The sequence below is a fragment of the Nitrospirota bacterium genome, from assembly GCA_030684575.1.
Classification (GTDB): Bacteria; Nitrospirota; Nitrospiria; order Nitrospirales; family Nitrospiraceae; genus Palsa-1315.
The window spans coordinates 40,733-65,012 of sequence record JAUXVD010000003.1; the positions used below are offsets into that span (position 1 = coordinate 40,733).

At 56.3% G+C, this 24,280-nt stretch carries 24 protein-coding genes; 12 read left to right on the forward strand and 12 right to left on the reverse strand.

The genetic code is table 11. From position 1 onward, the window contains the following. Positions 1-86 precede the first annotated feature (86 nt). Positions 87-650, forward strand: a complete 564-nt coding sequence (locus tag Q8N00_00520; GenBank protein ID MDP2381266.1) for a DsbA family protein — start codon at positions 87-89, stop codon at positions 648-650. Between the two features lie 26 nt (positions 651-676). Here the strand turns inward: Q8N00_00520 and Q8N00_00525 are convergent, their stop codons facing one another. Further along, complete coding sequence (locus Q8N00_00525) at positions 677-2,677, reverse strand: hypothetical protein (GenBank protein ID MDP2381267.1); 2,001 nt, start codon at positions 2,675-2,677, stop codon at positions 677-679. Positions 2,678-2,862: 185 nt separating this feature from the next. Here Q8N00_00525 and Q8N00_00530 point away from each other — a divergent pair, with 185 nt between their 5' ends. The 3 genes from Q8N00_00530 (at position 2,863) to Q8N00_00540 (ending at position 5,262) form a co-directional block, all read left to right on the forward strand. Then, the gene (locus tag Q8N00_00530) at positions 2,863-3,297 is read left to right on the forward strand and encodes a CoA-binding protein (protein ID MDP2381268.1); all 435 of its coding nucleotides are present in this window, start codon (positions 2,863-2,865) and stop codon (positions 3,295-3,297) included. 55 nt (positions 3,298-3,352) lie between these two features. After that, positions 3,353-3,802 carry a DUF4112 domain-containing protein gene (locus Q8N00_00535; protein MDP2381269.1) on the forward strand — a complete coding sequence of 150 codons (450 nt, stop codon included), beginning with the start codon at positions 3,353-3,355 and terminating at the stop codon, positions 3,800-3,802. 107 nt (positions 3,803-3,909) lie between these two features. Next, the gene (locus Q8N00_00540; GenBank protein MDP2381270.1) at positions 3,910-5,262 is read left to right on the forward strand and encodes a dicarboxylate/amino acid:cation symporter; all 1,353 of its coding nucleotides are present in this window, start codon (positions 3,910-3,912) and stop codon (positions 5,260-5,262) included. A 777-nt stretch (positions 5,263-6,039) separates the two neighbouring features. Here the strand turns inward: Q8N00_00540 and Q8N00_00545 are convergent. Then, positions 6,040-6,594 (reverse strand): hypothetical protein, encoded by a 555-nt coding sequence (locus Q8N00_00545; protein ID MDP2381271.1) that lies wholly within the window; start codon positions 6,592-6,594, stop codon positions 6,040-6,042. A 32-nt stretch (positions 6,595-6,626) separates the two neighbouring features. Here Q8N00_00545 and Q8N00_00550 point away from each other — a divergent pair, with 32 nt between their 5' ends. The 4 genes from Q8N00_00550 (at position 6,627) to Q8N00_00565 (ending at position 8,706) form a co-directional block, all read left to right on the forward strand. After that, the gene (locus Q8N00_00550; GenBank protein ID MDP2381272.1) at positions 6,627-6,803 is read left to right on the forward strand and encodes a CPXCG motif-containing cysteine-rich protein; all 177 of its coding nucleotides are present in this window, start codon (positions 6,627-6,629) and stop codon (positions 6,801-6,803) included. Positions 6,804-6,965: 162 nt separating this feature from the next. Continuing rightward, a complete protein-coding gene (locus tag Q8N00_00555) occupies positions 6,966-7,151 on the forward strand; it encodes a hypothetical protein (GenBank protein MDP2381273.1) in 186 nt (61 codons plus the stop codon). Between the two features lie 93 nt (positions 7,152-7,244). After that, complete coding sequence (locus Q8N00_00560) at positions 7,245-8,216, forward strand: aldo/keto reductase (GenBank protein MDP2381274.1); 972 nt, start codon at positions 7,245-7,247, stop codon at positions 8,214-8,216. A gap of 136 nt (positions 8,217-8,352) precedes the next feature. Beyond that, on the forward strand, positions 8,353-8,706 hold the full coding sequence (locus Q8N00_00565; protein ID MDP2381275.1) for a hypothetical protein: 354 nt from the start codon (positions 8,353-8,355) through the stop codon (positions 8,704-8,706). Positions 8,707-8,751: 45 nt separating this feature from the next. Here the strand turns inward: Q8N00_00565 and Q8N00_00570 are convergent, their stop codons facing one another. Then, on the reverse strand, positions 8,752-8,874 hold the full coding sequence (locus Q8N00_00570; protein ID MDP2381276.1) for a hypothetical protein: 123 nt from the start codon (positions 8,872-8,874) through the stop codon (positions 8,752-8,754). A gap of 392 nt (positions 8,875-9,266) precedes the next feature. Between Q8N00_00570 and Q8N00_00575 the strand changes: the two genes are divergently transcribed. Next, complete coding sequence (locus tag Q8N00_00575) at positions 9,267-11,195, forward strand: response regulator (protein ID MDP2381277.1); 1,929 nt, start codon at positions 9,267-9,269, stop codon at positions 11,193-11,195. A 150-nt stretch (positions 11,196-11,345) separates the two neighbouring features. On the opposite strand, the gene msrB is transcribed toward Q8N00_00575, so the two are convergent. The 5 genes from msrB to Q8N00_00600 all read right to left on the reverse strand — a co-directional run bounded on the left by msrB (position 11,346) and on the right by Q8N00_00600 (position 20,561). Continuing rightward, positions 11,346-11,765 (reverse strand): peptide-methionine (R)-S-oxide reductase MsrB, encoded by a 420-nt coding sequence (msrB, locus tag Q8N00_00580; GenBank protein MDP2381278.1) that lies wholly within the window; start codon positions 11,763-11,765, stop codon positions 11,346-11,348. A gap of 437 nt (positions 11,766-12,202) precedes the next feature. Beyond that, the gene (locus tag Q8N00_00585) at positions 12,203-14,326 is read right to left on the reverse strand and encodes an SEC-C domain-containing protein (protein MDP2381279.1); all 2,124 of its coding nucleotides are present in this window, start codon (positions 14,324-14,326) and stop codon (positions 12,203-12,205) included. A gap of 461 nt (positions 14,327-14,787) precedes the next feature. Continuing rightward, positions 14,788-17,184, reverse strand: a complete 2,397-nt coding sequence (gene lon, locus Q8N00_00590; protein MDP2381280.1) for an endopeptidase La — start codon at positions 17,182-17,184, stop codon at positions 14,788-14,790. 151 nt (positions 17,185-17,335) lie between these two features. Continuing rightward, on the reverse strand, positions 17,336-19,249 hold the full coding sequence (locus tag Q8N00_00595; GenBank protein ID MDP2381281.1) for a hypothetical protein: 1,914 nt from the start codon (positions 19,247-19,249) through the stop codon (positions 17,336-17,338). Positions 19,250-19,382: 133 nt separating this feature from the next. Beyond that, positions 19,383-20,561, reverse strand: a complete 1,179-nt coding sequence (locus Q8N00_00600) for a class I SAM-dependent RNA methyltransferase (GenBank protein ID MDP2381282.1) — start codon at positions 20,559-20,561, stop codon at positions 19,383-19,385. Between the two features lie 29 nt (positions 20,562-20,590). Here Q8N00_00600 and Q8N00_00605 point away from each other — a divergent pair, with 29 nt between their 5' ends. Then, positions 20,591-21,130 carry an NUDIX hydrolase gene (locus Q8N00_00605; protein MDP2381283.1) on the forward strand — a complete coding sequence of 180 codons (540 nt, stop codon included), beginning with the start codon at positions 20,591-20,593 and terminating at the stop codon, positions 21,128-21,130. A 196-nt stretch (positions 21,131-21,326) separates the two neighbouring features. Here Q8N00_00605 and Q8N00_00610 read toward each other — a convergent pair whose 3' ends face one another. The 4 genes from Q8N00_00610 to Q8N00_00625 all read right to left on the reverse strand — a co-directional run bounded on the left by Q8N00_00610 (position 21,327) and on the right by Q8N00_00625 (position 22,556). Then, the gene (locus Q8N00_00610) at positions 21,327-21,641 is read right to left on the reverse strand and encodes an iron-sulfur cluster biosynthesis family protein (protein MDP2381284.1); all 315 of its coding nucleotides are present in this window, start codon (positions 21,639-21,641) and stop codon (positions 21,327-21,329) included. Continuing rightward, on the reverse strand, positions 21,638-21,901 hold the full coding sequence (locus Q8N00_00615; protein MDP2381285.1) for a type II toxin-antitoxin system RelE/ParE family toxin: 264 nt from the start codon (positions 21,899-21,901) through the stop codon (positions 21,638-21,640). The genes Q8N00_00610 and Q8N00_00615 overlap by 4 nt, the downstream gene beginning before the upstream one ends. Before the next feature lie 7 nt (positions 21,902-21,908). Then, positions 21,909-22,112 (reverse strand): hypothetical protein, encoded by a 204-nt coding sequence (locus Q8N00_00620; protein MDP2381286.1) that lies wholly within the window; start codon positions 22,110-22,112, stop codon positions 21,909-21,911. Between the two features lie 117 nt (positions 22,113-22,229). Next, positions 22,230-22,556, reverse strand: a complete 327-nt coding sequence (locus Q8N00_00625; GenBank protein ID MDP2381287.1) for a PilZ domain-containing protein — start codon at positions 22,554-22,556, stop codon at positions 22,230-22,232. Positions 22,557-22,947: 391 nt separating this feature from the next. Between Q8N00_00625 and Q8N00_00630 the strand changes: the two genes are divergently transcribed. Together Q8N00_00630 and Q8N00_00635 are read left to right on the forward strand one after the other, a co-directional pair. Then, the gene (locus tag Q8N00_00630; GenBank protein MDP2381288.1) at positions 22,948-23,448 is read left to right on the forward strand and encodes a peptidylprolyl isomerase; all 501 of its coding nucleotides are present in this window, start codon (positions 22,948-22,950) and stop codon (positions 23,446-23,448) included. A 110-nt stretch (positions 23,449-23,558) separates the two neighbouring features. Beyond that, positions 23,559-24,278 carry an A/G-specific adenine glycosylase gene (locus Q8N00_00635; GenBank protein MDP2381289.1) on the forward strand — a complete coding sequence of 240 codons (720 nt, stop codon included), beginning with the start codon at positions 23,559-23,561 and terminating at the stop codon, positions 24,276-24,278. Positions 24,279-24,280: the final 2 nt, after the last annotated feature.

The window sequence follows — 24,280 nt, forward strand, 5'->3', positions numbered from 1 at the left end:
GTGAACGATGCGAAAAGATTGTTGGATTGAGGCGAATGGACTTCGCTACGATCACGCCATTGCTGTTTTTCTGGTAAAGAGTCTCTATGGATAATGTCGGCATCCTCTATAGCGATTTCAATTGTCCGTTCTGTTATGCGATGCATGAGCGGCTCTATGAGATGAGCCTGCTCGATCGTTGTGACTGGCGGGGTGTGCAGCATGCGCCGTATCTGCCGAAGCCGATGGCGCGTTGGAGCGGTACGGCGGGAGCGGAGCTGGCGCACGAAGTGCAGATGGTTCAACGATTGGCGCCTGGGCTGGTGATCTCCCTGCCGCTGGGCAAGCCGAATACCAGATTGGCCATCGAATGGGCTGCGTCGCTGCTCAGGCAGGATGTCGCTCGGGGCATGGAATTCGTACGCCAGGCCTATCGGGCCTTCTGGTGTGAAGGGCGCGACCTGTCAGACCCGTCGATCTTGCAGCAATTGGCGGGGGAGTCGGCCATCGATGGCGAGGCTGAAGAGAGTCACCGCATCGTTCAGGCATGGGAGACGGCCTGGCACGAGACTGGCCAGGCCGGCGTTCCCTTGCTGATTTCGCCGGAGGGAAACCAGCTTGTCGGCTGTGTATCCGTTGAGGAGATTCGACGTTTCATGCATACGGATTAAAGGTATTGGACCCCTACGGCATCGCGTTACGCCACATCGAGATTCATCACATAATGCTGGAGTTCCCGCCGCTGATCCTCTTCCGTGACCTTGAGGGCTTCGATGTCTTTTCGGAGTTTCTCCAGCTCGCTCTCTTGTAGATCCAATTTTTTCACATATCGATTATAGAGATCGGAATTCTGCTGGAGCCGCTGCATGTTCTCGCGAATGCGGCTATGTTCCGTGGTGATCTCGCCGATACGCTGTTCGAGCCTCGTTCGTTGTGCGCGGGTGTCGTCGAGTTTGCTCCTGAGCTGAACCACCCGTTGCAGGGCCGCTTTGACCTGTTGGCTGATTTCTTTTGCCTGCTGGTAGTAGGCGATCTGGTCGATCCCGCTTTCCATCAAGAGGATAGATTCCTGGATCGGTAACGTTTCCTTTACATGCAATGTCGCACGTTTTCCCGGATCGACTGCCACGCTGAATCGATACATATCCCTGGTGCGTTCGGTCGGCTCTTTCGGCTCGACCAGTTTCCAATCGGCACGGTAGGCCTGTTCGATCAAGAGGGTCTTGGCCTTCTGGTCACGATTCTTGATGAGATAGGTCCGGTCCTCAACCAGGCGGCGAGACACCAGCATCGTGCCTTTCTTCAGGGAGACCGTCGCCAGTTCCTGTGTGCCTCCTACGAAGGTCGCTTCCACTTCGGTCTTGAGGTCGAGCGCATAGCTGATCAGCCGGTCTTGCCCTGGAGGAAGGTCCTCAATGCGCGCATCGCCCGCGTAGCTGCCGCTATCGAAGAGCGTGATTGGCCCCTGCATCAGATGAAGGGATGACGTGTTGGTCAGCCGATACCCGTTCAAGGGATGTTTGGCGTTGACGGTCTGATTGTAGACGGAGACTTTCTGTCCCTTCAGGCTCTGGCCGACGATCGGCAGCATCGCGCTGGTATGTTTCGCGAGCGTGACAGGCTGGTCGATGCGATATTCGAAGAGCTCGCCCTTATCCTCGCCCATCGCCATAGAAGCGATTCCTTGATCGAGACGACCCATGTCCATCTCAGATGCCTTAAGGGACTGCTCCGGTGCATTCGCTCGTGCACTGGCGAGGCCTTGCGCCATTTTCCCGAGTAACCGCTCCTTCTTCATCTCACTCCTGGCAGGAGACGCAGGCGACAGTGATTTCGGTTCGTCCATCGTGTCGCCATATGTCTGGGGAAGGAGATTGGCATAGAGCTCCGGCTGGACGACTGGCCGTGGATTGTAGAGGGGCTGATAGAGATCCATGGTAAAGGATATAGGCCGTCCAGAGACGAGCGAGAGCGCGACGTGTTTCCAGTCCTGCTCGGTGGTGTTCTCCACAATGGCCCAGCCTTGCAGATAGGGGGCCTTCTCTTCATCCAACACCAGTCGATAGGTGGTCTTCCAGACGGGTGTTTCCGTCACATAGGCCACACGTGCTTGGCGGCTGCCGGTGCCGTCGAACAGAATCGAGACGGTCTTTTTCTGGGCATCATGATTTGACGCCAGCGCAGCCAAGGCCTGGTGCAGTTCGGCGTTCAAGGCCTGGTCCAGCAGCTTGACCCGTTGGATTTGTGTGAAGGGAAGGGAGCGAAAGCCCTCGTCGGTGAGGAGGTTGAGATATTCTTGCTCGATGACACGACGGGCTTGGCCATCGGACATCGACTCGGTCTTCTTTTCAACCCCAAGAATGGTGCCCAGCAGAGGATTGGGAGCGGCCACCTCAACCCGTTCGCCACGCACTTGGGTCAAGATTTGGCCCAACGTGGGATTGCCGTTCAGGTTCACGCCGAAGCTACCGAGCATTTTGGTCACGGGGTCTCGAGATCCATAGGTGACCATCGAGATTGTGTCTCCGCCGAGATCTTGAACCACCAGGCTCTTGAGGATGTCGTTGATTTGGGTGACGTTGAAGCGCAGATCGAGTTGCGTCCGGTTTTGTATCGTCCCGTCATGTTGCATGTAGCCCACGCCGCTGGAATAGAGGACGATTTTCGAGAGGGGAAGAAGGGCAGGCTCCTCAGCCATGACGGGCCAGGGTAACAGTACACAGGAAAGGAGGATCAGACGCCTCATCAATCTGTGACAAACGTGACGTGACAATGCGCACATACAGGCCTCCATCGTAGTTGTTCCCCTGTGATCTATCCTGTCCCCGTTATGTCGTCAATAGGGCGATCCTTTCACCAGACTCTATCCTGTCGGATTCACTCATGGTACTGTTCATTCCCATGAACTACACCGACGAGAAGACGATCACCAATGTTCTCAGTGACTGCCGCACCATCGCAGTGGTGGGTCTGTCCTCGAATCCGGCGCGGCCTTCCTTTGGGGTGGCGAGCTACATGCAGGTGCAAGGGTATCGCGTAGTTCCCGTGAACCCGAACGAAACAATAGTCCTCGGCGAGCCGGCGTCTCCATCACTCGCCGCTGTGTCACAGGCCATCGATCTGGTGAATATCTTCAGGAAGTCGGAAGAAGTCCTTCCAATCGTCGACGAAGCGATTGCGTGTGGCGCCAAAGCCATTTGGATGCAAGAAGGGGTGGTGAATGAAGCTGCAGCGCACCGGGCAGCGCAAGCGGGTCTTCTCGTCGTGATGGACCGTTGTTGGCTCAAAGAACATGCTGCACGGTCGCACCGTGGCTGAGCCAACCTCACCGCTGACTCCGGAGGCACCTGTTCTCGATCCGCAACGAGACGCTATGCTGGCGATGGCCGACCTCTTGGCCAAGATCCTGGATACCACCGTTAAAATCCCCGGCACACCCTTCTATCTCGGCCTCGATCCCTTGCTCGGGCTCATTCCTGGAATCGGCGACTTGCTGGCCAATCTGATGGGGACCATCATCCTGGGGTTGGCTGCGCGGCTACAAGTTCCGCAGATCGTCATCGCCCGCATGAGCTTGAATCTCCTCATCAATGGAACGGTCGGGGCGATTCCCGTTGTCGGCGATCTTTTCTCCGTCTGGTTCAGGAGTCACGCCAGAAACGCCGAACTCCTGCGCCGCGCTGCGACAGAGCCCTATCGAGAAACCAGGCAGGCCAGGCTCTATGTGGTCGGTATCATCGCCGGGACCGCCATGTTGTTGCTACTCGCCATTGCACTCGTCCTTTGGATCGTCGTGAGGCTCTGGGCCGCAATCGCGCTGTAACCAGACGTGGTCGCTTTCTCAGCACTCAGCACCTCCTCTCCCTCCTCAAGACGGAGTGCTTTCCAGGCGAGAAACGGGTATTCTTCCGCAGCCCACAAGAGATCGTGATGCAAGCCACTCCACGCTGGTTTTCTCTCCCGCTCTATACGCAAGTGCTCATTGCCGTGACGTGCGGCGGGCTGCTGGGTGTCGTCTTTGGTCAAGAACCCTATCTGGGTGGTGTGCGCAACGAGCAACTGGGCCGGCTCGGGCTGTTCGTCGTCACGCTCCTCAAGATGCTCGCCATTCCTCTGATCTTCTTTGCGATCCTCGACGCACTGATCCGCACGAGCCTTCCGATGCGTCAGGGGCTCAAGTTGCTGGTCATTTGCCTCGTCAATGTCTCCGTGGCCATGACGATCGGTCTCCTGTTGATGAATACCTGGCAGCCGGGTCTGACCTGGTATGGCCACGTCGACGAGTTACTGCACCTCGTGCCTGGTTCCCCGCCGTCAGCAGTCAGCCTTGCGGCGGTGCAAACCGGGTCGCAGAGTCCAATCGAGTACCTCGCGTCCTATATTCCCCGCACGATCATGTCGCCGTTTTCCAGCAACAATATCATCGGCATCGTCTTCCTTGCCTTGGCGATCGGGGCTCTGCTTCGCCGTTTGCTGGGTACTGCCGGGCAGGAAAGCGGGGCAATCCATACTCTGGCGCGGGCGATTGAGCGCATCTATGGCTGGCTGGTACAGGTATTGGGGTGGATCATCCTTGCCGTGCCGCTCGCGGTCTTCGGGGTTGTGGCGCAGGTCGTCGGTAAGGCCGGCATCGGCGTCTTCACCGTCCTCTGGATTTTTCTCGCGGCCATGCTCCTGGGGCTCGCCATCCACGCGCTCCTGTACTATCCGCTCGTGGCTTGGCTGGTGGGTAAAAAGTCGCCGAAGGTCTACCTGGGGCAGGGAGCCGATGCGATTATGACCGCCATGTCCTGTAACAGCAGCCTCGCCACCGTGCCGGTCACGCTCCGGTGTCTCGATCGTATGCAGATCTCGCCTCAATCGGCGCGCCTCGCGGCCTGTGTCGGTACGAACCTCAATAACGACGGCATTACCCTCTATGAAGCGATGGCGGCCCTCTTCCTCGCCCAAGCGCTGGGCTTTGATCTGCCGCTGGCGAATCAGGTCTTGATCGTCATGGCGTCGATCATCGCGGGGGCCGGCGTGGCAGGCATTCCTGAAGCCGGTCTAATCGTCTTGCCGCTTGTCCTCTCAGCGGCAGGTTTGCCGCCAGAGGTCATCGTCGCGGCCATTCCACTCATCATGACGGTGGATTGGATCATTGCCCGAGCCCGGTCTGGTGTGAATGTGATGAGCGATATGCTGGTCGCCATCCTCCTCGATGTAGGGCATGTCCCACCCGCTATCGAGCCAGGCGTGGCTCCATCTCAAACCGAAAGCTCTTCCGCACCGCAGCCGTCCTAAACGGCTAGCCGGCAACCAAGAGATGGGTTTGATGGCTCAAGGTTCTCCTCACCTAAGCATTCAACGAGGAGGCTGGAGGGTTCTTCCTATTATCCAACAGAGTGAGCTTGCGACTGCTGTTCCGTGATCCAGGGGAGTCCTCGGGCGTAATCTGCCATCTCCCGATACCAAAATCCCATGGTTTAGGGTGCGTAAGAGGCCTGTTGTCCCTCCTCCAGAAAAGGGCATCCTGACAAGATTATTTTTCAAGTTATTGATTATATTGAAATAATTTTTCTTCTTCCTTGGGAATGTTCATGGTATGATCTGCGTGCTGCTTTCTTGGACGCCATGGCTCTCCCCTGGTGTAAAGAAAGTCGGGGAGGTGATGTGGCCATCACCTCCCCATTTTTTTGCCTCTTGCCTGTTCAGTCGGTGATCCCTGCCCACGAACCTCGGTTCTCTCCCTATCAGACTTCTTCTTTCAGATTATGTTGTGGCGGTTGCATCGATCTCGTTATTTCTGATCCAGTATTCAGATGGTGAGGGGGTGACCCCATCGTGACGATTCCGTCACGATTGAAGTGAACCTATCCGGTTGTATCCAGACATGCTCGTCCGTTTCAATTCGAAATCGGATAGGTCATGCCGATGTGATGTAACGGTACCCGGGTGATCGAAGGGTTGGAAACTTCTGCTGGGGAATGTTTGGTTGAGAATGTTGCCGATGAGCGGCGGTTTGGATCTGAGGGATATCGAGGGAGCAAGAAGTGAGGGGGCGACGTGGCCGCCGCCCCCTCAAAAAACTACTTCTTCTTCTTTGCCGCCTTCTTGACGGGCTTCTTTGCTGCTGCTTTCTTCGTCGCCATGTGATCTCCACCCCCCTTCGATGTAAAAATGTTGAACAGTGTGTGAGAGGTATATCAGAGTTTGAGCGCGGAGTAAAATTTTCTCTTCAGAATTCTTTCGGTCGGACAGAGCGAGGGAGATGTCCGGGTTGTCTGAAATCGGCTTGTGACGGTCCGGGTGACTCTGATTTTCTCCCACTTCGGTGGATACTCGGCGCATTCGGCGATAGAAGACGGTGAGATATTCAACGATGCCCTGTGTCCCCTGATCCCGCGTCAGGAGCGGGCGACGATAGATGAGCTCACGCGTGACTGTCCCGAAGAAGCGCTCTACGCAGGCGCTGTCCCAGCAGTTTCCCCGCCTGGATACGCTCGTGGTTAGGCCGTGCGCGGTGAGCAGGTGATGGTATCCGGTAGCGGCATACTGGCTCCTGCGATCCGGCAGCGCAGCAACTATGTCGATGCCCTTCCATGTTGTCCTGTCCCTGCTTGCGTCATTTGTCATGCGACTGGGGTTTGGGGTACCGTATTCGTGTCATGGAACATTCCTTCACTTGTCCTTTTTGCGGCGAAGAGATTTCAATGGTCCTGGATCCTTCGGTTCGCCGTCACACCTACGTCGAAGACTGTGAGGTCTGCTGTAACCCCATCGAGATCAGCTACACCGTCGAAGACGAGGTCCTGACTTCCTTCGAGGCCAAGAGTTCAGAATAAGCGCGTCCCAAGGAGCGGGAGTTTGGTCTCAGCGCACCCAACGGGGGCTGTACTCCGGGACATGCGCAGCTAGCCAAATCCGGCTGGCAAGCCGGTGAGATTGAACGGCCTGCGCCTTGCTCCCCTTCGGTATACCAATCTACTCAGGATCAAGGAGGTCTCATGTCCACTGTGCCGACATTCGCCCTCTCCGTATTCTTGCTCACCATGACCGGCTGCGTAGCCTCCAGCCCTCCTCCCGCTGCACAGCAAGAGCCGGGTAAGAAAACTTCCACGCTGAAACCGGCCAAACATGATGAGGAGAAGTCGATGAATGAGGATAGTCACAACGCCGTGATGGATCGGTAGACCCTGGAATCAGCCTTCTTTCTTAACGGAGCATAAGAAAGGGGAGGGGTGTGTAGAATGTCTTATCCGCAGATCTGAAAAGGAGTAGCTCTTATGCAATACGTTCATCTCGGTCGGTCAGGCGTCAAAGTTAGCCGACTCTGTCTCGGCACGATGAACTTCGGCCCGGAGACGAGCGAGGCGGACAGTTTCGCCATCATGGATCGAGCGCTGGAACTGGGCCTCAACTTTTTCGACACGGCCGACGTCTATGGGTGGAAGGTGGGCGAGGGGTGGACTGAGCAGATCGTGGGGCGCTGGTTCGCTCAGGGTGGGGGGAGGCGTGAGAAAGTCGTGTTGGCGACGAAAGTGTTCGGTCGGATGGGCGAGTGGCCGAATCAATCCCGCCTGTCGGCCCTCCACATCAAGCGGGCCTGCGAGGACAGCCTGCGGCGCTTGCAGACGGATTGTATCGATCTGTATCAAATGCATCATGTCGATCGGGAGACGCCGTGGGAGGAAATCTGGCAGGCGATGGAGCAGTTGGTCCGAGAAGGCAAGGTCCTCTATGTCGGCAGCAGCAATTTCGCCGGGTGGCACCTGGCGCAGGCGCAGGAAATGGCGCGCAGCCGGCACTTCTTTGGCCTCGTGTCGGAGCAGAGTCTCTATAATTTGACCGAGCGGACGATCGAGTTGGAAGTGATTCCCGCCTGCGAAGCCTATGGGATAGGCCTGATGCCCTGGAGCCCGCTTGCGCGCGGACTGTTGGCCGGGGCATTGGAACCGACGAAGGTCGGACGACGTGCTGACGAGGATTTGAAAAAAGCAATCGAGACACATCGCCCCAGGCTGGAGGCGTATGGTGCACTCTGCACCCAGCTAGGAGAATGCCAGGCCGATGTGGCGCTGGCCTGGCTGCTGCACCAAAAGGCCGTCACGGCTCCGATAATCGGGCCGCGCACGATGGAGCAATTGAACGGCACGATGCGCGTCCTGAATCTGACGTTGAGCCATGAAACGCTGAAACGGCTCGACGATATTTTCCCCGGACCTGGCGGGCCCGCACCGGAATCCTATGCCTGGTGACAAGGGCCAGGCCTGGACGAGCGGTGCATCGTAAACGAGCAGAGGACATCACAGGCTCCCTGCGACAGACTTGCATCCGTTTGCTGGCGTGGCGCAGGCTCGTATCATACTGAAGTTTCTTCTACGGGAGGTCGGCATGTGGCTTTTGGTGCTGCCCTTCGTACTGTGGTCCGCTGCCTCCAGCTTCGCCGAATCCGGCTTCCCTGGGAAATCCGAACGCCGCTCCAACTTCTTTAATCCTTCCACGCTGGTAGCGCCGGACAATCCGCTGAACCCGGCAGAGAAGTATCCCGCGCCAGCGAATACCCCCAATCCCAGGTATCGCTCCGATCCAAGTAACCCCACCAATCCGGCGAATCGCTTCATTCCCAGCAACCCGTTCAATCCCGCGAATGAATACAAGCCTCAGCGTCCCTTGAACCCAGCCGATGGCTACCGCCCAGGCCGGCCCTTCTCGCCGCTCGATCGCCCCTCTGGGTCTGATCGCTAGCCGGCAGGGAGGACACGTACCGGAAGTATCGTTTCGCCGCTCAGCTCACAGCTCCTCTATCTTCTTTTTTTTCTGCTCTTTGCCGTACATGAGGACGTGGCCGCCCGTCAGCGCTTCACCGGCGTAGGAAGGTGAAACGAATATTACCGCCACTGCCATGATCGCCATCAATATGTTTTTCGTCGTCTGTGATCCCTTTGGAATGTGTGAGGATTGTGTCGTTCAGCAGCGCTCGCCGAGAGTATACGGAAAGCGTGGCGCGAGGCCATTCCTTTGTGTTTTCCAGAAGTAGCCTGTTTCACCCTGTTCCTCTAGCCCGGAGCTAAGCCCTAAAAGTGAGCAATAGTGAACAGAAATGCATCGACTTCCTAGGTAGTGTTATGTACATTTAGGGTACCTGATCGGTGGTTGCATAATCTGCGCGCGTACCTTGTCGGTATGGAGACTTGGGTTTTGGCTATCTTCAGCCCCGGGCTGCAACCATTGGCGGTGGCTGGGGCTATGTGTGACCGGTATCAGTGCGCCTCCCTGTCCCTCGGGCCCATACGAAAGGAAGGATGATGGCTGCCAGTAAAATTCTCGTGCTTGAAGATGAAGCCTGTGCCGCAACAGACATTCAGCAGCGGCTGGAGAAATTGGGCTATGCCGTCTGCGAGGTGGTCCATTCCGGTGAGACCCTTCTCGCCCGTGTCGAGGCTCTTCGCCCGGATCTCGTGATCATGAGTACGTCGGTGCAAACCGAGCTGGCTCGGCACGAATCCACTCAGCACCTCATCGAGCAATTGCAGATTCCTATTCTATATTCCACGACGCATGCCGACCCGGTCGCAGTGCAATCCCTGGCACGCAAGGAACCGTTCGGCTATGTGCGGACGCCGTTGGACGATCGGGACCTGCACCACACGATTGCGATGGCCCTCTATCGGCAGCAGACGGAAACCAAATTGCGAAAGATGGAGCGGTGGCTTGCGGCGACGCTGAATAGTGTGGGGGATGCCGTGTTAGCCACCGATATCGAAGGACGTGTCACCTACCTCAACCCCAGCGCGGAATTGCTAACGGGGTGGACCCTTTCCGAAGCCACAGACCGGCCCGTGTCTGAGATATTTCAGACCATGCGTGGCGACGCACATACTCCCGTCGACAGTCCTGTCACGCGGGTGATTCAGGAAGGAGTCGTACTGGAGCTGGCCGAGGGGACGTTGCTTCAACGAAAAGATGGAACCATGCTTCCGATCGATGATAGCGCCGCTCCGATTCGTAACGAAGAGGGGCAGATCATCGGCGTGGTGATCATTTTTCGCGATGTCTCGGTCCATCGGCGTCTCGAGGAGCGATTGCGTGAGGCCCAGAAGCTCGATGGCGTCGGTCAATTGGCCGGCGGCATTGCGCACGATTTCAACAACCTCTTAACGGTCATCAATGGCTGTTGCTTCATGCTCCTCAGAACGATGGCTTCGGACGATCCGCAAAAGGCCAAGGTCGAGATGATCAAGGAAGCCGGAGATCGCGCCGCCGTACTGACCCATCAGCTCCTCGCCTTCGGCCGCCGACAGGTACTGGCTCCCAAGGTCCTCAATCTTAACGATGTCGTGGCGACGATGGAGCGGCTGCTACGAGGGCTGATCGGCGAGGACATTGAATTGCTGACGATCCTCGACCCCACTGCGGGCTCTGTGAAAGTCGATCCCGGACAGGTCGAACAAGTGATCATGAATCTTGCCGTCAATTCCAGGGATGCCATGCCCTGCGGGGGCACACTGACCATTACGACCAAGAACATCGACATCCATGATCAGGAAGTCCGCGACGACTATGACGGCATAGACAGTCCTTCCGTGATGCTTGCGGTATCGGACACGGGGGAGGGCATGGACGTCGACACGCAACGGCATATCTATGACCCATTTTTTACGACCAAGGCGATCGGAAAAGGCACAGGCCTCGGGTTGTCCATGATTTACGGAATCGTGAAGCAGAGCGGCGGCCGTATCGCATTCTCGAGTGCGGTCGGGAAGGGCACCTCCTTCCGTATCTATTTTCCGCGGGTCGCACAGGACGCCGCCATGTCTCCGGCTCTCCCGGCCAACACCGAAGCCGCGCACGGCTCGGAGACGGTTCTGGTTGTGGAAGATGAGGGTCTCGTCAGGAAACTGGTGCGGACTATTCTGGAATCTCGCGGGTACGCTGTGCTGGATGCCCAGAGCGGCGACGAAGCCTTCCAGGTTTGCAAGAATCATCAGGGGCCCATTCACCTGCTGATCACCGATGTGGTGATGCCCAGGATGAACGGCAAAGAGGTCGCTGAGCGACTGCTGCCCCTCTATCCGGAGATGAGGGTGCTCTATATGTCAGGATACACGGCTGATGCGATCGATCAGCATGGGGTCTTAGAGACGGGCATTCAGTTTCTTCAGAAACCCTTCACACCAATCGTTCTGGCCAATCGGGTACGGGAACTGCTGGATAGTCGACCGGCGGTCTCCTAGGCGCTGTCTTTACAGGATAAAGAATCTCCCGGTTCATGCCGGCGGGTGACAGGGACCGGGCCGGACTCTGTGCACGAAGCACATGCCGGATCAGGATGCGCCATCCACCCGCTGTTACTTGCAGCCGCGGCCTATTCTCCTGCCTGCAAATTAAGCCGGAACAAACTTGAGCGAGACGCCGTTGATGCAGTAACGGAGTCCGGTCGGCTGAGGGCCGTCATCGAATATATGTCCCTGGTGGCCGCCGCAGCGAGCGCAATGTACTTCGGTGCGGGTCATGAAGAATTTCGAATCGGTGCGCGCCTCCACCACCTTCGGATCGATCGGCTGCCAGAAGCTGGGCCAGCCGGTGCCGCTGTCGAACTTGTGCTCAGACGAATAGGCGGGCAGGTCGCAGCCCGCGCAGTAGTAGATGCCGGATGCATGATTCTCATGGAGCGGACTCGAAAACGCCCTCTCCGTGTCTTCATGACGCAACACCTGATAGGCCGCAGGAGATAGCTGCTTCTTCCATTCGTCGTCGGCCTTCGTCACTTTCACAATGGCAGGGACCTCAATCTTTGGTGGCATGGGTGATCTCCCTTTCTTGTAGGGGGGTATGGCCAATCAGTCGAATCACAATGGCAATCCTTACATAGAGACTTACGGAAGGGCAAGGTGAGTGGATGCGGGCTGGGGCTCAACTGCTCTCGCACCTCCCGGAGCGACCCAATCGGGCTCCGCTGAGTGGCAGCCTTCGGAAATTCCCTCGCGGACTCGGTCAGTTTCCGCTTTCCTTCTCAGCGGAGCCTCGATGGGGCCCCGCTGCTACGGTAACGTTCGCGCTGAGCCCCAGCCCCACCATTATTTTTACGCAAGAGGAAAAGAAGGGGAGAAATGCGGTGGAGAAGTGGCGAACAACGACCGACGGTTCACAAATGACGAATGGCGACACGCCACGTGGAGTGAATGGTTCCTGACATCGTTTCCTTTTTCATTTTCTTGACCTCGACCCCTTTCTTGTTCCATCAAAAGCCGTGGCACTTTTTGTATTTCTTCCCACTGCCACAATAACAGGGTTCATTTCTTCCTAACTTCTGCATCTGGCTATCCAAGGCAACACCTGGATTTTTGATAACAACCTTTGATAGCTCGGCGAGCTTCGAATCTTCAATCCAAGGTTTTGCACTGTAAACGACTGCATCACCCAAGCCCTCGCTTCCAATCACGCTGCCCAGTCCAAGCCACTCATCAGCTTTCATCTCGTGCTTCTTTAGCATTGCAGACATGAGGGTCGATTCCTCAATGTTTGTCGTGTTATTGGGGGCGGCAAGATAGGAGAGTCCCCTTTTCCCTTCGCTAAGCATCATTGTAAACATTTGCTGTTTGCCCCTTGCCCGAGCCCTAGACCGAGTTTTTTCAATTGCGTTCATCAATGAGTCGGCACCGCTGCCGGATAGGTCGAGCAGGAGGAAGACACTATCGGTGACTCTTGGGTGGCAGGACCACTTTATTTGAGTCAAGAGCTTTTGGAAGCCTGTGTTTCTCCATTTATGTTGGAGCTTTTCATATGCCTCTGTTTTCTTCTGAAATCCACGGGCTGCTGGATAATTGGCATCAATGAGTTGAGCGAATTGCTGATCAACCATTACGAAGTTTGCCCCTTCTCGCGGGTATAACTTCTGATTAAGATGATATCCAAGCAAGGCCATTTCCTCGCCGTGAAAGTAGGAAGCTAATTTGGTCCGTTGACGCAAATAGTAAAAGAGGTCGAATGGATCGCTGAGGTAGAATGTCAGAATTTGTAGGTCAAAAACGCTTATGACTATTGGAAAAGGATCATTTGTTGTTTTCGAGAGATATGCATCGACTTGATGCATGACCGCCGGATACTCGTCCGATGTGACGCATACAATATAAACATCGTTGATGGCCTCACCGATCTGTATCTTTTGCCCTGTGAGAGAGGTGAGCTCAGTGTTACGATCTGAAATGGAATTTCTGCAAACTAGTCCTTGCTCATAGGCTTTCTGGATCCCTTCTTTGAAATCCGACCGCAGCTGTTCTTCATCCCCTTGCTTTGCTAATTCGGTCAGCTTTTTCGACTTGGCCTGGACAACAATAGCTTTGCTCCCAAGCAATGCTAGGACATCAATATCTGATATTGTTTCCCCCTTATTTCGAGAGATTTTTACATTCCTGAAAACCTTGTCCTGTCCACAGATGGCCGCTAGCATCTCGTAACAGATTTCTTCTGTCACATCGCCTCTGTGCTTGAAAGAGGTTTCTCGATACTGGCTATCCTTGAGCATCCAATAGAACGGACTTTCATAGATTGATTGAGCGAGATTGAACCAAATGGGCAAGAAGTATTCGTTAGGGCCTAAAGCGATAAGGGGGTGAGATTCGACCTGGTTGTAGCTACCAGGGGCAGCAAATTTTTGGTTTGCAGTGCCAGGAGTCAGAGAGAAATGCTTTAAGAATGACTTGCGAGCCTTTCTGCTGACAGAAATCAGTTCGTCCTCGTGCAAAGATAGAATTGCAATGGCTGTATGGCAGGCATCTTCATGGTTTGTAGTGGCAGGTCGTTCTCTCGCTTTTCTTTCTTGAAGCGCTTTGATTTCCTGTGCTAGCGCCGCCATTTCTTCGGCGCTAATCTGATTTTTTTCGGCAAGCCACTGTACATCAAGCTGATACCGTTTTCTTGCTAGCTCAAGAAATTGGAAGCCGTAAGCACCTGAACCGCCGTAGAAAATAGGTTCAGTCATCCATTCGCCACTTCCGATTAGTTTCTTAAAGTCTTTTTCGAGTTCTGTTTCAGTCTTGTGCTCTTTTCCTGCTAGGAGTTCAGGCATCTTATCTTTGATAAAGAGCATGTGGCATTCATGGAGCTGGTGCAGCAACTTGTAGGTAGTATCAATATGCCTCTGAATATCCTCCGAACTTGGGAGTTCTCTGTTGATTGGCTGCTTCACCAGTAAACCGAAGAGGAAGGAAAATTCACGAAAAGAGATCCTGGCATGCCAGTCAATTTCCAATATTTCTAGAACGTTTACAGAGAGGTCACGCATCACCATGAGCGCTAGAGAGTAGAGGTAGCCTCGTTCTCTACTCAGACTTTCTAACGTATCAAGAATATCAGTCTTGGTCATGATTGGCCTTAACGACAAGGAGCGTGTGGTTGAGGCACAATATCAAGGATCCCGTGGTTATTCAAAAATGCTTGCGAAGATTCGAAATGAACATTGCTGGAGTGGTTCGTCGGCCAATCTTGCTTTTTCCTTTCAATCCTTAGTGTTATAGGGGAATGCCCTCGACTTGAGCGAGCATGACTGGCGGACCGAGGCATTCGTTGTTGCCAACCTCCTCCCAGTATTGGAGGGGCGGCCTGGCTGGTTCCCATCGTGCGCGCGTCCAACGAGGGCCTTCTGAGGCCGCGCGTTGCGCGAGCACAGAAGATCATCAGGCTCCATTCCGTCCTCTGTTCTGCGAGCAAGGAGGGCACCTGGCCGCTCCCCACCATTGCTTAAGTTGAGCGAGGAATACCGAAGGAAAGTTGGAGGGGCTTGAGCCAATGGGTAAGGCCCCGGCGTTGCGCCGGGGCCTCTAGAGTTTACGAAGCGGTCGAGGTCGCGAGCGGTTCGTCACGTTCTGCTGTCTCGGATGATGTTGCATCCTGATTGAATGCCGCCGGGAGCACTTCTTCAATCCGCTCGGCGAGGATGAAGGTCAGCTCGTTCCGCACTTCCTGCGGCACTTCCTTGAGGTCCTTCTCGTTCGCCTTGGGCAGGATGATGCGTCGGATACCGGCGCGATGGGCTGCCAGCACCTTTTCTTTGATTCCTCCGACCGGTAATACCAATCCGCTCAGGCTGATTTCGCCGGTCATGGCGGTGTCGCTCCGCACCGCTTTCCCGCTATAGGTTGATGCGAGCGCGGTAGCCATGGTGATACCGGCCGATGGTCCGTCTTTCGGGATGGCACCGGATGGCACATGGATATGTAACCCGTTCCGTTTGAAGCGTGAGATATCCAACCCCATGCTCTCGGCATGTGACCAGAGATAACTTCGCGCTGCGCGGGCAGATTCCTGCATGACGTCTCCCAACTGACCGGTAATCGTCAGTTCATGACTACCGGGGAGCAAGGTGGTTTCGATATAGAGGACATCTCCACCGCTCGGAGTCCAGGCTAGTCCCGTGGCGACTCCAGGAGGCAAGACCTTGCGTGCCTCCTCCGGCATGAAACGCTCGGAGCCGAGCCAGTCCTCGAGAACCTCGGATTTGATGGTCACGGGCTGTCGCTCCTGGCCATCCGGCAGTTCCGCGAATGTCAGCGCGACTTTTCTGGTCAGGCGACCGAGCATCTGCTCGAGTTGGCGCACACCAGCTTCCCTCGTGTATCGGCTGATGACGAGATTCAACACCTCATCCGACAGCAGGGCTTGGGTGGCATCCAGGCCTGCCTCCTTGAGCCGTCGCGGCCAGAGGTAGCGAATGGCGATCTCCGCCTTCTCCCGTTCGCTATAGCCTTGCAGGCGAATGATCTCCATGCGATCCAACAGCGGCTGGCTGATGGTATCCAGCGTATTGGCGGTCGTGATGAAGAACACCTTGGACAGATCGAACGGAAGATCCAGGTAATGGTCGCGGAATGTATGATTCTGCGCCGGGTCCAGGACCTCCAGTAAGGCTGCAGCCGGATCGCCGCGGAAGTCGCGGCCCATCTTGTCGACCTCGTCCAACATCAGCACAGGATTATTCACGCCTGCCCGTCGCATGGACTGAATGATTCGTCCTGGCAGGGCACCGACGTAGGTCCGGCGATGGCCGCGCAATTCCGCTTCATCATGCACGCCACCCAGGCTGAGACGTTCGAACGTGCGTCCCATCGACCGGGCGATGGACTGGCCCAGGCTGGTTTTGCCCACGCCGGGAGGTCCGACGAGGCAGAGGATGGGTGCTTTGGCTGTGGGATTGAGTTTCAGCACGGCCAAATGCTCGACGATCCGTTCCTTCACTTCTTTGATGCCGTAGTGATCCTCTTCCAGGACCTGACGCACCTTGCTCAATTCTAAACGGTCCTCCGAGGATTTCTTCCAGGGAAGCTCCAGCACCAGTTCGAGATAGGTCCTGAGGACCTGATGGTCCGGCGAGGAGGGGGGGACCTTGGCCAGTTTGGCGAGTTCTCGGGCCACTTCCTTTTGTATGGCATCAGGAAGATCGGCTTCCTCGATTTTCTTCTTGAGTTCGGTGATTTCGCTCTCTTCTCCCTCGCCTTCGCCGAGTTCCTGTTGAATGGCCTTTAGTTGTTCGCGCAGGACATATTCTCGTTGAGTCTTCCCAATCTTGGCTGACGCCTCGTTGGTGATCTTGTCCCGCAATTGCAAAATCTGGATTTCTTTCGAGAGCGCTCCATAGAGCGAGCGCAATAGCTCGGTGGTCGACGAACTTTCGAGCAGCTTTTGTTCCTGCTGCACCGTGAGGTTGAGGAGTGAGGCCACGCGATAGGCCAAGGAGATGGGATTGTCCTCGTTGCTGAAGGCCACCGCAGCTTCCTGAATGCCTGGAGCCTGAATCAATCGAGGCAGGTCTGTGACCAAGTCCTGGATGGCCCGATGCAGGGCTTGAACTTCGGTGCCTTCATCGGTTGGGCGATCGATCTGCCGGGCCTGGACGAGCAGAAATGGTGTCGCCTGCTCGACCTTGATCAAGGCGACACGCTCCAGGCCCTGCACGATGGCATGGATGGTGCCGTTTTCAGACCGGCCGACTTGTTTCACGATGGCTTTGGTGCCGATGGTATAGAGGTCTTCGAGCCCCGGCTCTTCTGTCAGGGGATCGCGCTGTGCGACCACGAGGATCGTTTTCTCTTCTGTCTTCATCGCCGCTTCGACGGCAGCCATGGATCGTTCGCGCCCGACGGTCAGGGGCATCATGATCCCGGGGAATAACACGGTGCGCTTAATGGGGAGGACGGGTAGTTGTACCGCCAATGCGTCGTTATTCATGTAGATGTATCCCTTCCTCTGGGTCGGTGAAAGGAAATGAAATGAATATATGAGTGAGAGATAGCGCCCGTCGAGATGAAGTCAAGAGGAGGGATGAGGAAGTCTCGATAACTCGTCGAAATCGTGAAGTTAGATTAGGATCCGTTCATCTTCAGCGATCGACGAAGACGCTACCCTCGGGATAGAAGAACAGTTTTCCGTCACCGGGACGAGTCTCGACCGATAGTGATGGATCGGACAGCGTATAGCTGTCGGTGCCCTCAAGGTCAAAAAATGCTGCCACACTCTTCTCCGAGGAGTTTCCTAACCCGGATTTGGCCTGGTATTGGTCGGCGCCGCCCTCGTCGATGAAGAGCCCCCAGCTTGTATAGTCGGCTCGGCCAAGACCGGTTGAGCGGTCGAAGGCATAGGTGTCGTGGCCTGTGCCGGCATCGATCATGACGCTCACGCTGCTATCCCACGCGACTCCGCCGTTGTAGAAGGGGCCGGAGGAGCCATAACGATCGTCTCCATGATGGTCGATGAAGAGACCGACTCCGAAGTGCGCGGACGCGCCATGCCCATACCGAGCGGCCCGATGTTCGTCGTCACCCGCTAAGTCCAACTTCATGCCGATGCCGAAAAAGTAGCCGTGCCCTTGCGAGAAATTGGCGCTGTCGTAATGATCCTGGCCTTGGATATCCAAGAGGAATCCCCAGCCACCGGCGAGGTTGTACGGTTGCCACTCCACGTTCTTTGTCAGAATCCGTTGTCCCGCTCCGGTGCCTAGTCCGAAGCAGTCGTACTGATAGAGGGGATCGCCGGGCTTTCCCGTGGGTGCGTCTTGGGCATTGTAGGCGCTGGGATAGAAGCCGCCGCATTGATAATGGTCGTCGCCGGTGATGTCGATGACGGCGCCGACACCCAGAGGACCACCGAACCCGATGGCGAAGCCATGGCTGGTATACCGGTCGTTCCCTTCGGCATCGAGCAAGAGACCGAGCCCCCCAATGGCTGCACCCTGGGTCAGTCGATTGCCCATATAGACATCGTTGCCCTTCGCGTCGAACAAGATTCCGAGACCTCCGAAGCCTGTGCCTCCCGATCCCATGTCGAGCTGGTAGACATCGTCGCCGTCATGATCGATCAACAGGCCCACCCCCAGCCTGCCGGTGGCCAGTCCGAGCGGAGCCCCGTCGTAGGTATCGTCTCCACTGAGGTCGATGACGACGGCATTGCCCTGATCTTCGTCTGTCGATGAGGCAATCATGCCTCGATAGAGATCGTTGCCACCTACATCGATAATCAGGCCGATGCCCTTGCCCAACTCGTAGGTATTCGGTCCGGGACCACCGATGATAATCAGTCCGTAGGATGTTTCTTGAACGAACAGCACGTCGCCTGTGACGCCGTGCGGAGGGGAGGACGCGTGGATGGGCGTCGTCCAGGCTGCGGCGACCTGGTGCAGCCAGCGCTCATTAGCAAGGCGAGCGAGTACCTGGGCTGCCGCAATGAGGCTGGCATAATCCACCTGTTCCTCAAGCAGTTCGGTAAACCGGAGATCGGCTTTGATTCGAGCGCCCGTTGGCTCAGACAGATTCGAAATCTGCGGGAGGTAATGTTTCGCCATCGACTCGGCATGCAGAAATAGGAAGCGCCGTTCTGCTTCGGTGAGATTCCTCAGCGCTTTCTCTCGATGGAGTGAGGCCTGTTCCAAACTTTCGACCATGAAGGCCAAGAGGTCCCGGCGCGCGGAGCTGATCGGCAGATGGACGGGCTTGTAGAACGTGGAGGTGCGATCCATGCCGGCTTCTAGCAGGTCGAGGAGGGCTGGAAGATTGACGGACCCGCCTTCAGCCATTTTCGCTAATAAGAGCCCTTGATGTTCCAGGTCGGTGAGACCGTCCCAGGGTTGTTGCAACGCCTTGAGCGCCAGCCGACGTTTGAATTGCGCCGGGGTCTTTTCGACTGTGTCATGCGCGGCGATCAGGTCTCGATGCTGGGATCCTGTCAGTTGCTCGAAGTCCTTGCGTACGGTGGGAGCCAGTCGATCGAGCGCCGAGTCTCGTATGTGGCTGGTGGGCATGGCTGCGGAAGGTCCTAGCAGCCCGAAGAATCCTTGCACTGCGCTGCAACCAGGCAGCCAGATGAGGAGAGGCAGGCTTATGAGCAGTCGCAGGTATCGTGTCATCATTTCTGTCTTTAGCAGGGGTGAGGAATCATGCGTGATGATCGGGTAATGGGCTCGTTTTGCGCATCGATCCCGACACAATCTGAAACTCATAGAGACGACATTCGAGCGGACCATTGAAGAGCGGAATGCGTTTCGACGGTGCGAGGCCGATTAATTTCGGGACTCTTAAATCGCCGGTAAAGATATAGGCGCGCCATCCATTGAAGCGTTGTTTCAACCAGTCTCCCAGCTTGGGATAGAACGCATCAAGTTCTTCTGGTCGGCTGAGGCGGACTCCATAGGGGGGATTGATCAGGATCACGCCCTGTTCAGCCGGTGCCTCGAGGGCAAGGACGTCGCTTTCTCGCAGGCGGATATCGAATGCGACCCCCGCACCCTGAAAGGTCCGCTGGGCGATCTTCACCGCAGCGGGGTCCTGGTCGGACGCATAGATGGCCGCCGGCACCTCTGCCAGTTGTTTCACCCGTGAGGCTTCGCGCAGATGGCCCCACCGTTTGGGGTCGTGGACGATCAAGTGCTCAAACGCGAAGGTTCGCGACTGCCCCGGTGCGATCCGGCGTGCCATCATCGCCGCTTCGAGCGGGATCGTTCCGCCGCCGCACATGGGGTCGAGTAACACCTCTTTGGGCGTCCAGCCAGCGAGTCGCAGCAAGCCCGCCGCCAGGTTCTCTCGCAACGGGGCCTCGACGGACACCACTCGATGGCCTCGTTTAAAGAGCGGGTCACCGGAGGTGTCCAGATAGAAGGTCACCGTGGACTCGTCGAGAAACGCGTCGATCCGGAGGTTCGGGTTATGGGTATCGACATTCGGTCTCTTATGCCGCACCGCCATGAACTTATCGCAGACGGCGTCTTTGATCCGCAATGTGATGAAGTCCAGGCTGGTGAGTGGACAACGGCGCGCACTCACTTTCACCTTGATGGTTTGTGACGAGGTGAACCAGTCCGGCCAGGCCAGACTATAGGCGGCGCGGTAGACATCGTCTTCCGAGAGATAGGGGGCCTGTCCGACTTCCCAGAGCACGCGGCTGGCAATGTGACTCTTGAGATTGACCCAGTACATCGTGGCCCAGGGCGCCAGGAACGCGATGCCTCCGTCCGTCTTTGTGGTCATCGGCACGCCCAGGTCGTGGAGTTCCTGTTCGAGGACGCCCTCCAGCCCACTCGGGCAGGGTGCAAAGAACCGTAGTTTTGTGCTATCCATTCGAGATCACCATCCCACTGAGCTTCGCGATGAACTATTGCAGCGCCTGCGGCACGTCTGTGACGAAGAAAATTCCAGCCGGAGACAATCGTCTGCGGTTTGTGTGCGATTCATGCCAGACTATTCATTACCATAATCCGAAAATCGTCGCAGGCTGTATTCCGGAGTGGGAAGATAAAATCCTTCTCTGCCGACGCGGGATCGAACCCAAATCAGGCCTCTGGACCTTTCCCGCTGGCTTTATGGAAATTGGCGAGAGCATCGAACAGGCGGCCGCTCGGGAGACCCTCGAAGAAGCGCAAGCTCTGGTGGAGGGGATTTCTCTCTTTGCGGTCCTGAGTCTCCCGCACATCGGCCAGGCATACCTGGTCTTTCGAGGGCCGATGGGTTCACCTGAATTCGGGGTCGGTGAGGAAAGCCTTGAGGTCCAATTGTTCACGCTCTCCGCCATTCCCTGGGATGAGATCGCCTTCCCTGTGGTGAAGGAAGCTCTTCGCCGTTACGTCGACGATGTCACGCGGGGCACGTTCCAGGTCCATGTGGCGAGTCTGCCAGACCGACTCAGTTAGCCGTTCGCAGGATGCTGAAACAGGCTTCCAGCTTCGTTCTCGCATCGTTCAGACCCTCCACGTACCACAAGGGTACGCGTCGGTCCTTCACTCGCTGCGGCCTTGCTGGATGGCCTGTTTGAGCATCCTGCAGGCTTGTGCCATGTGGCCGTTGATATGCTTCAAGAGCTATTCCGCAGCCGACCAGCATTCTTCATTAGTTTAGTGTGGGAATCGTGAGGAGTGGCCGGCTGTGGCCCTCGCCGTCGTGGAGAAAACGAAACCCGCCGGCTTCGGTATAGTCGACTGTCACCCCTTCCATCCGCGGTGCACTGCGCCGATCCACTGCTATCGTGAGACCGTCGACTTCCTGCACGTCATCGTCTGGCTGGGTTGTGGCTTCCAACGTAATATTGAAGCTTAAGCGCGACTCGTCCAGGTCGCGCACGGACACCCGGACGATCGGATCCTCGGGATGGTTGACTTGGATCGATTTCAACTGTGCGATGGCGGCAACCGTGATAGCAATCATGCACGAAGCTCCCTCTGGCGAACGATGCGGTGTATGTCGACCAGGTGATCGTCCCGGTCGATGGAGTAAAAAATTCGCCATTCCTCGACCGCATATTTGGAAAGGCCTGGCAGGTCCGGCGTGATCGGTTCGTGCCTCAAGTTATCGACGTTGGAGGCAATCCATTTGGTTTTGTCCAGGAGTCGCTGTGCCATGGCCGGATCCAGGTTGGTAAGATCGTGGAGCACCGCTGGTCGATAGGCGAGTCGGTACCAGGCCATGATGTGTTTACCAGCGGAGCCCGAGCTGATCCGCGAGGTCTTCGCCTGAGAGTCTTTCCGTGCTGGAGAGGGATTCTTTCAGGCGGGCACGCAGCTCCTCGCTCAGCTGGAGTCCAAGGTCAGGATCGCCCAGTAGCTCACGTAGGCGATCGTCGACAATTCCGCGTACGAGTTCTTTGAGTTGTGCCGGGGAAAGTTGAGCGAGGTCCATAGAGACGGAGGATACGGAGGCTGATGCCTAAAATGCAACAGTCGGCGACTTTTCTGGCATGCTCATTCCCGCAGTGGCCTGGTCCTGTATCGAGAATCTTGCCAGGGAGAGGGTGCTCTACTGAAGGCCGGCTTTGGGTTGGAGCTGCTTGATCATGAGGCTCAAGCGGTCTTGTTGTGGGGCGGCTATGGTCAGAAACTCTATCCCGATGCCGGCGGATCCGGACCAGCGCACGGTGGCATTGTCGATCAGAATCGGTTGAGGTTCGCCTGGAACATGTAATTGCATGGCGATCTGCATGCCGGTAAAGGGGCTGATCAGACTCTCCACGCGACATCCCTTGGCCGAAAGGTCTCGGATTGACCCTGTATGGCGGAAATGATTCTGGTGCACTAAGGTGCTGGAGAGCGACACGGGAAACCTGGGGTGCTTTCTTGTGACCATAACGGTGCTCTGAGCCGGCTGCTAATAGGCGATGATCGCCCGGAAATGTAGCAGGGAATCCCTCCAGATAGCGAGGGGGCGCCGTTGTTTCATTCAAACAATTATTATCAGGCGCCTAGGAATTCCTGCACAAACTATGGAGAAGGGGTGGTTGTCACATCCCTGTCGTGTTCTGATGGTTCAGACTTGGCGCTGAGTGGAAAGCGAGCGAGGGCTATGATAAAAATCCTGGTCGCGAATCATAGATGAAGCCGGCCGGCATGCAGGAGCGTTCTATCTGTGGCAGGTTTTGGCTGTTCCTATTCTCAAGCGAACCATATGGAGGATTCGAGTGATGGCACGATTGGCATTCCTACGAGGTGTCTGTTCTGTTTGTGTGTTCTCTTTGGGCATGATGAGCTCTCAGGCCTGGGCCGAGGCGTCCAAGCCTGATACCGGGGCGACGGTTGCTGCCGGGAACATCGTGTCGTTGGAATACACGTTGACGCTCGACGATCAGTCCGTGCTTGAATCCAACGTCGGCAAGGAGCCGATGACGTATACGCAGGGTGCGCATGAGATTGTTCCAGGATTAGAAACTGCCATGGTAGGTATGAAAAAAGGGGAACGCAAACATGTCATTGTCGCTCCCGCTGATGGCTACGGACCGATTGACCCGCAAGCTCTTCGAGAGGTGAAGAAGGACCTCATCCCGGCTGCAGCGCAGAAAGTGGGGACTCAGCTTCAAGGCCAGTCGGCCGAAGGAGCGACGGCGTTTCCTATTGTGAAGGAAATCAAAGGCGAAACGGTCGTGCTCGATTTCAACCATCCGCTGGCAGGGAAGACGTTGCACTTCGACGTGACCGTTCTGGCCATTACCGGGGGGCAGGCCCCGGCGCAGCCGGAGAAGTAATCGCGGGGATGAGAGCTTCTTATGTCTGAATCGTTTCCACTGTGCGATCCAACGGCATTTGATTTTCGGTGGAGGCGCTTCTAAAATGCCGCCTTTGGATTGATGCTGTGATGCCCACCAGTTCTCGCGCCCGGACAACCGCTCCACCTAAAAAGAAGGCTCGTAAGAAGCCTCTCGTCCTTGACGCGTCGTACAAGCGCCGTTTTCAGGCCAGGCTTCTGAAGTGGTACGCGAAGCATGGCCGTGATCTGCCTTGGCGAAGGACCTCTGATCCCTATCACATTCTGGTCTCTGAAGTGATGTTGCAACAGACCCAGGTTGATCGGGTGATTCCGAAGTACCATGAGTTTCTGGGGCGTTACCCAAGCTTTAAAGGATTGGCTGACGCACTGGTCTCGGATGTGAAGAAGACGTGGTATCCGCTTGGGTATAATATTCGGCCTGAACGGCTCCATAGTATCGCGTGCGAGACGGTTGCGCGTTATGGGGGGCAACTTCCGAGCGCTGCGGAGGAGTTGCTGTCGTTCAAAGGCATTGGACGGTACACGGCCGGCGCCATTCGGTCGTTCGCGTTTAACGAAGATGCGCCGATCCTGGATACGAATGTGATTCGGGTGCTGCATCGGGTATTTGTTGCGAAGGGCGACCCCAAAACGCAGAAGCCGAAGCTCTGGGAATTATCTGAAGCGCTGATTCCGAGAGGGAAAGGTTACGACTTTAACCAGGCGATCATGGACTTTGGGGCGACCTGTTGCACGGCGAGGAATCCCTTCTGTGGGACATGTCCGATGAAACCAATCTGTAAGACGTATCCGTTCGTTCGGACGTAACC

What these genes read in the sequence shown, in the direction of transcription:
- Q8N00_00530 (MDP2381268.1), top strand. Translation starts at nt 2,863, where the DNA reads ATGGTACTGTTCATTCCCATGAACTACACCGACGAGAAGACGATCACC.
- Q8N00_00545 (MDP2381271.1), bottom strand. Translation starts at nt 6,594, where the DNA reads ATGACAAATGACGCAAGCAGGGACAGGACAACATGGAAGGGCATCGAC.
- Q8N00_00595 (MDP2381281.1), bottom strand. Translation starts at nt 19,249, where the DNA reads ATGCCCACCAGCCACATACGAGACTCGGCGCTCGATCGACTGGCTCCC.
- Q8N00_00540 (MDP2381270.1), top strand. Translation starts at nt 3,910, where the DNA reads ATGCAAGCCACTCCACGCTGGTTTTCTCTCCCGCTCTATACGCAAGTG.
- Q8N00_00525 (MDP2381267.1), bottom strand. Translation starts at nt 2,677, where the DNA reads ATGGCTGAGGAGCCTGCCCTTCTTCCCCTCTCGAAAATCGTCCTCTAT.
- Q8N00_00610 (MDP2381284.1), bottom strand. Translation starts at nt 21,641, where the DNA reads ATGATTGCTATCACGGTTGCCGCCATCGCACAGTTGAAATCGATCCAA.
- Q8N00_00635 (MDP2381289.1), top strand. Translation starts at nt 23,559, where the DNA reads ATGCCCACCAGTTCTCGCGCCCGGACAACCGCTCCACCTAAAAAGAAG.
- Q8N00_00625 (MDP2381287.1), bottom strand. Translation starts at nt 22,556, where the DNA reads ATGGTCACAAGAAAGCACCCCAGGTTTCCCGTGTCGCTCTCCAGCACC.
- Q8N00_00570 (MDP2381276.1), bottom strand. Translation starts at nt 8,874, where the DNA reads ATGGCGATCATGGCAGTGGCGGTAATATTCGTTTCACCTTCCTACGCC.
- Q8N00_00620 (MDP2381286.1), bottom strand. Translation starts at nt 22,112, where the DNA reads ATGGACCTCGCTCAACTTTCCCCGGCACAACTCAAAGAACTCGTACGC.
- Q8N00_00535 (MDP2381269.1), top strand. Translation starts at nt 3,353, where the DNA reads ATGCTGGCGATGGCCGACCTCTTGGCCAAGATCCTGGATACCACCGTT.
- lon (MDP2381280.1), bottom strand. Translation starts at nt 17,184, where the DNA reads ATGAATAACGACGCATTGGCGGTACAACTACCCGTCCTCCCCATTAAG.
- Q8N00_00600 (MDP2381282.1), bottom strand. Translation starts at nt 20,561, where the DNA reads ATGGATAGCACAAAACTACGGTTCTTTGCACCCTGCCCGAGTGGGCTG.
- Q8N00_00630 (MDP2381288.1), top strand. Translation starts at nt 22,948, where the DNA reads ATGATGAGCTCTCAGGCCTGGGCCGAGGCGTCCAAGCCTGATACCGGG.
- Q8N00_00520 (MDP2381266.1), top strand. Translation starts at nt 87, where the DNA reads ATGGATAATGTCGGCATCCTCTATAGCGATTTCAATTGTCCGTTCTGT.
- Q8N00_00575 (MDP2381277.1), top strand. Translation starts at nt 9,267, where the DNA reads ATGGCTGCCAGTAAAATTCTCGTGCTTGAAGATGAAGCCTGTGCCGCA.
- Q8N00_00565 (MDP2381275.1), top strand. Translation starts at nt 8,353, where the DNA reads ATGTGGCTTTTGGTGCTGCCCTTCGTACTGTGGTCCGCTGCCTCCAGC.
- Q8N00_00605 (MDP2381283.1), top strand. Translation starts at nt 20,591, where the DNA reads ATGAACTATTGCAGCGCCTGCGGCACGTCTGTGACGAAGAAAATTCCA.
- Q8N00_00555 (MDP2381273.1), top strand. Translation starts at nt 6,966, where the DNA reads ATGTCCACTGTGCCGACATTCGCCCTCTCCGTATTCTTGCTCACCATG.
- Q8N00_00550 (MDP2381272.1), top strand. Translation starts at nt 6,627, where the DNA reads ATGGAACATTCCTTCACTTGTCCTTTTTGCGGCGAAGAGATTTCAATG.
- Q8N00_00560 (MDP2381274.1), top strand. Translation starts at nt 7,245, where the DNA reads ATGCAATACGTTCATCTCGGTCGGTCAGGCGTCAAAGTTAGCCGACTC.
- Q8N00_00585 (MDP2381279.1), bottom strand. Translation starts at nt 14,326, where the DNA reads ATGACCAAGACTGATATTCTTGATACGTTAGAAAGTCTGAGTAGAGAA.
- msrB (MDP2381278.1), bottom strand. Translation starts at nt 11,765, where the DNA reads ATGCCACCAAAGATTGAGGTCCCTGCCATTGTGAAAGTGACGAAGGCC.
- Q8N00_00615 (MDP2381285.1), bottom strand. Translation starts at nt 21,901, where the DNA reads ATGGCCTGGTACCGACTCGCCTATCGACCAGCGGTGCTCCACGATCTT.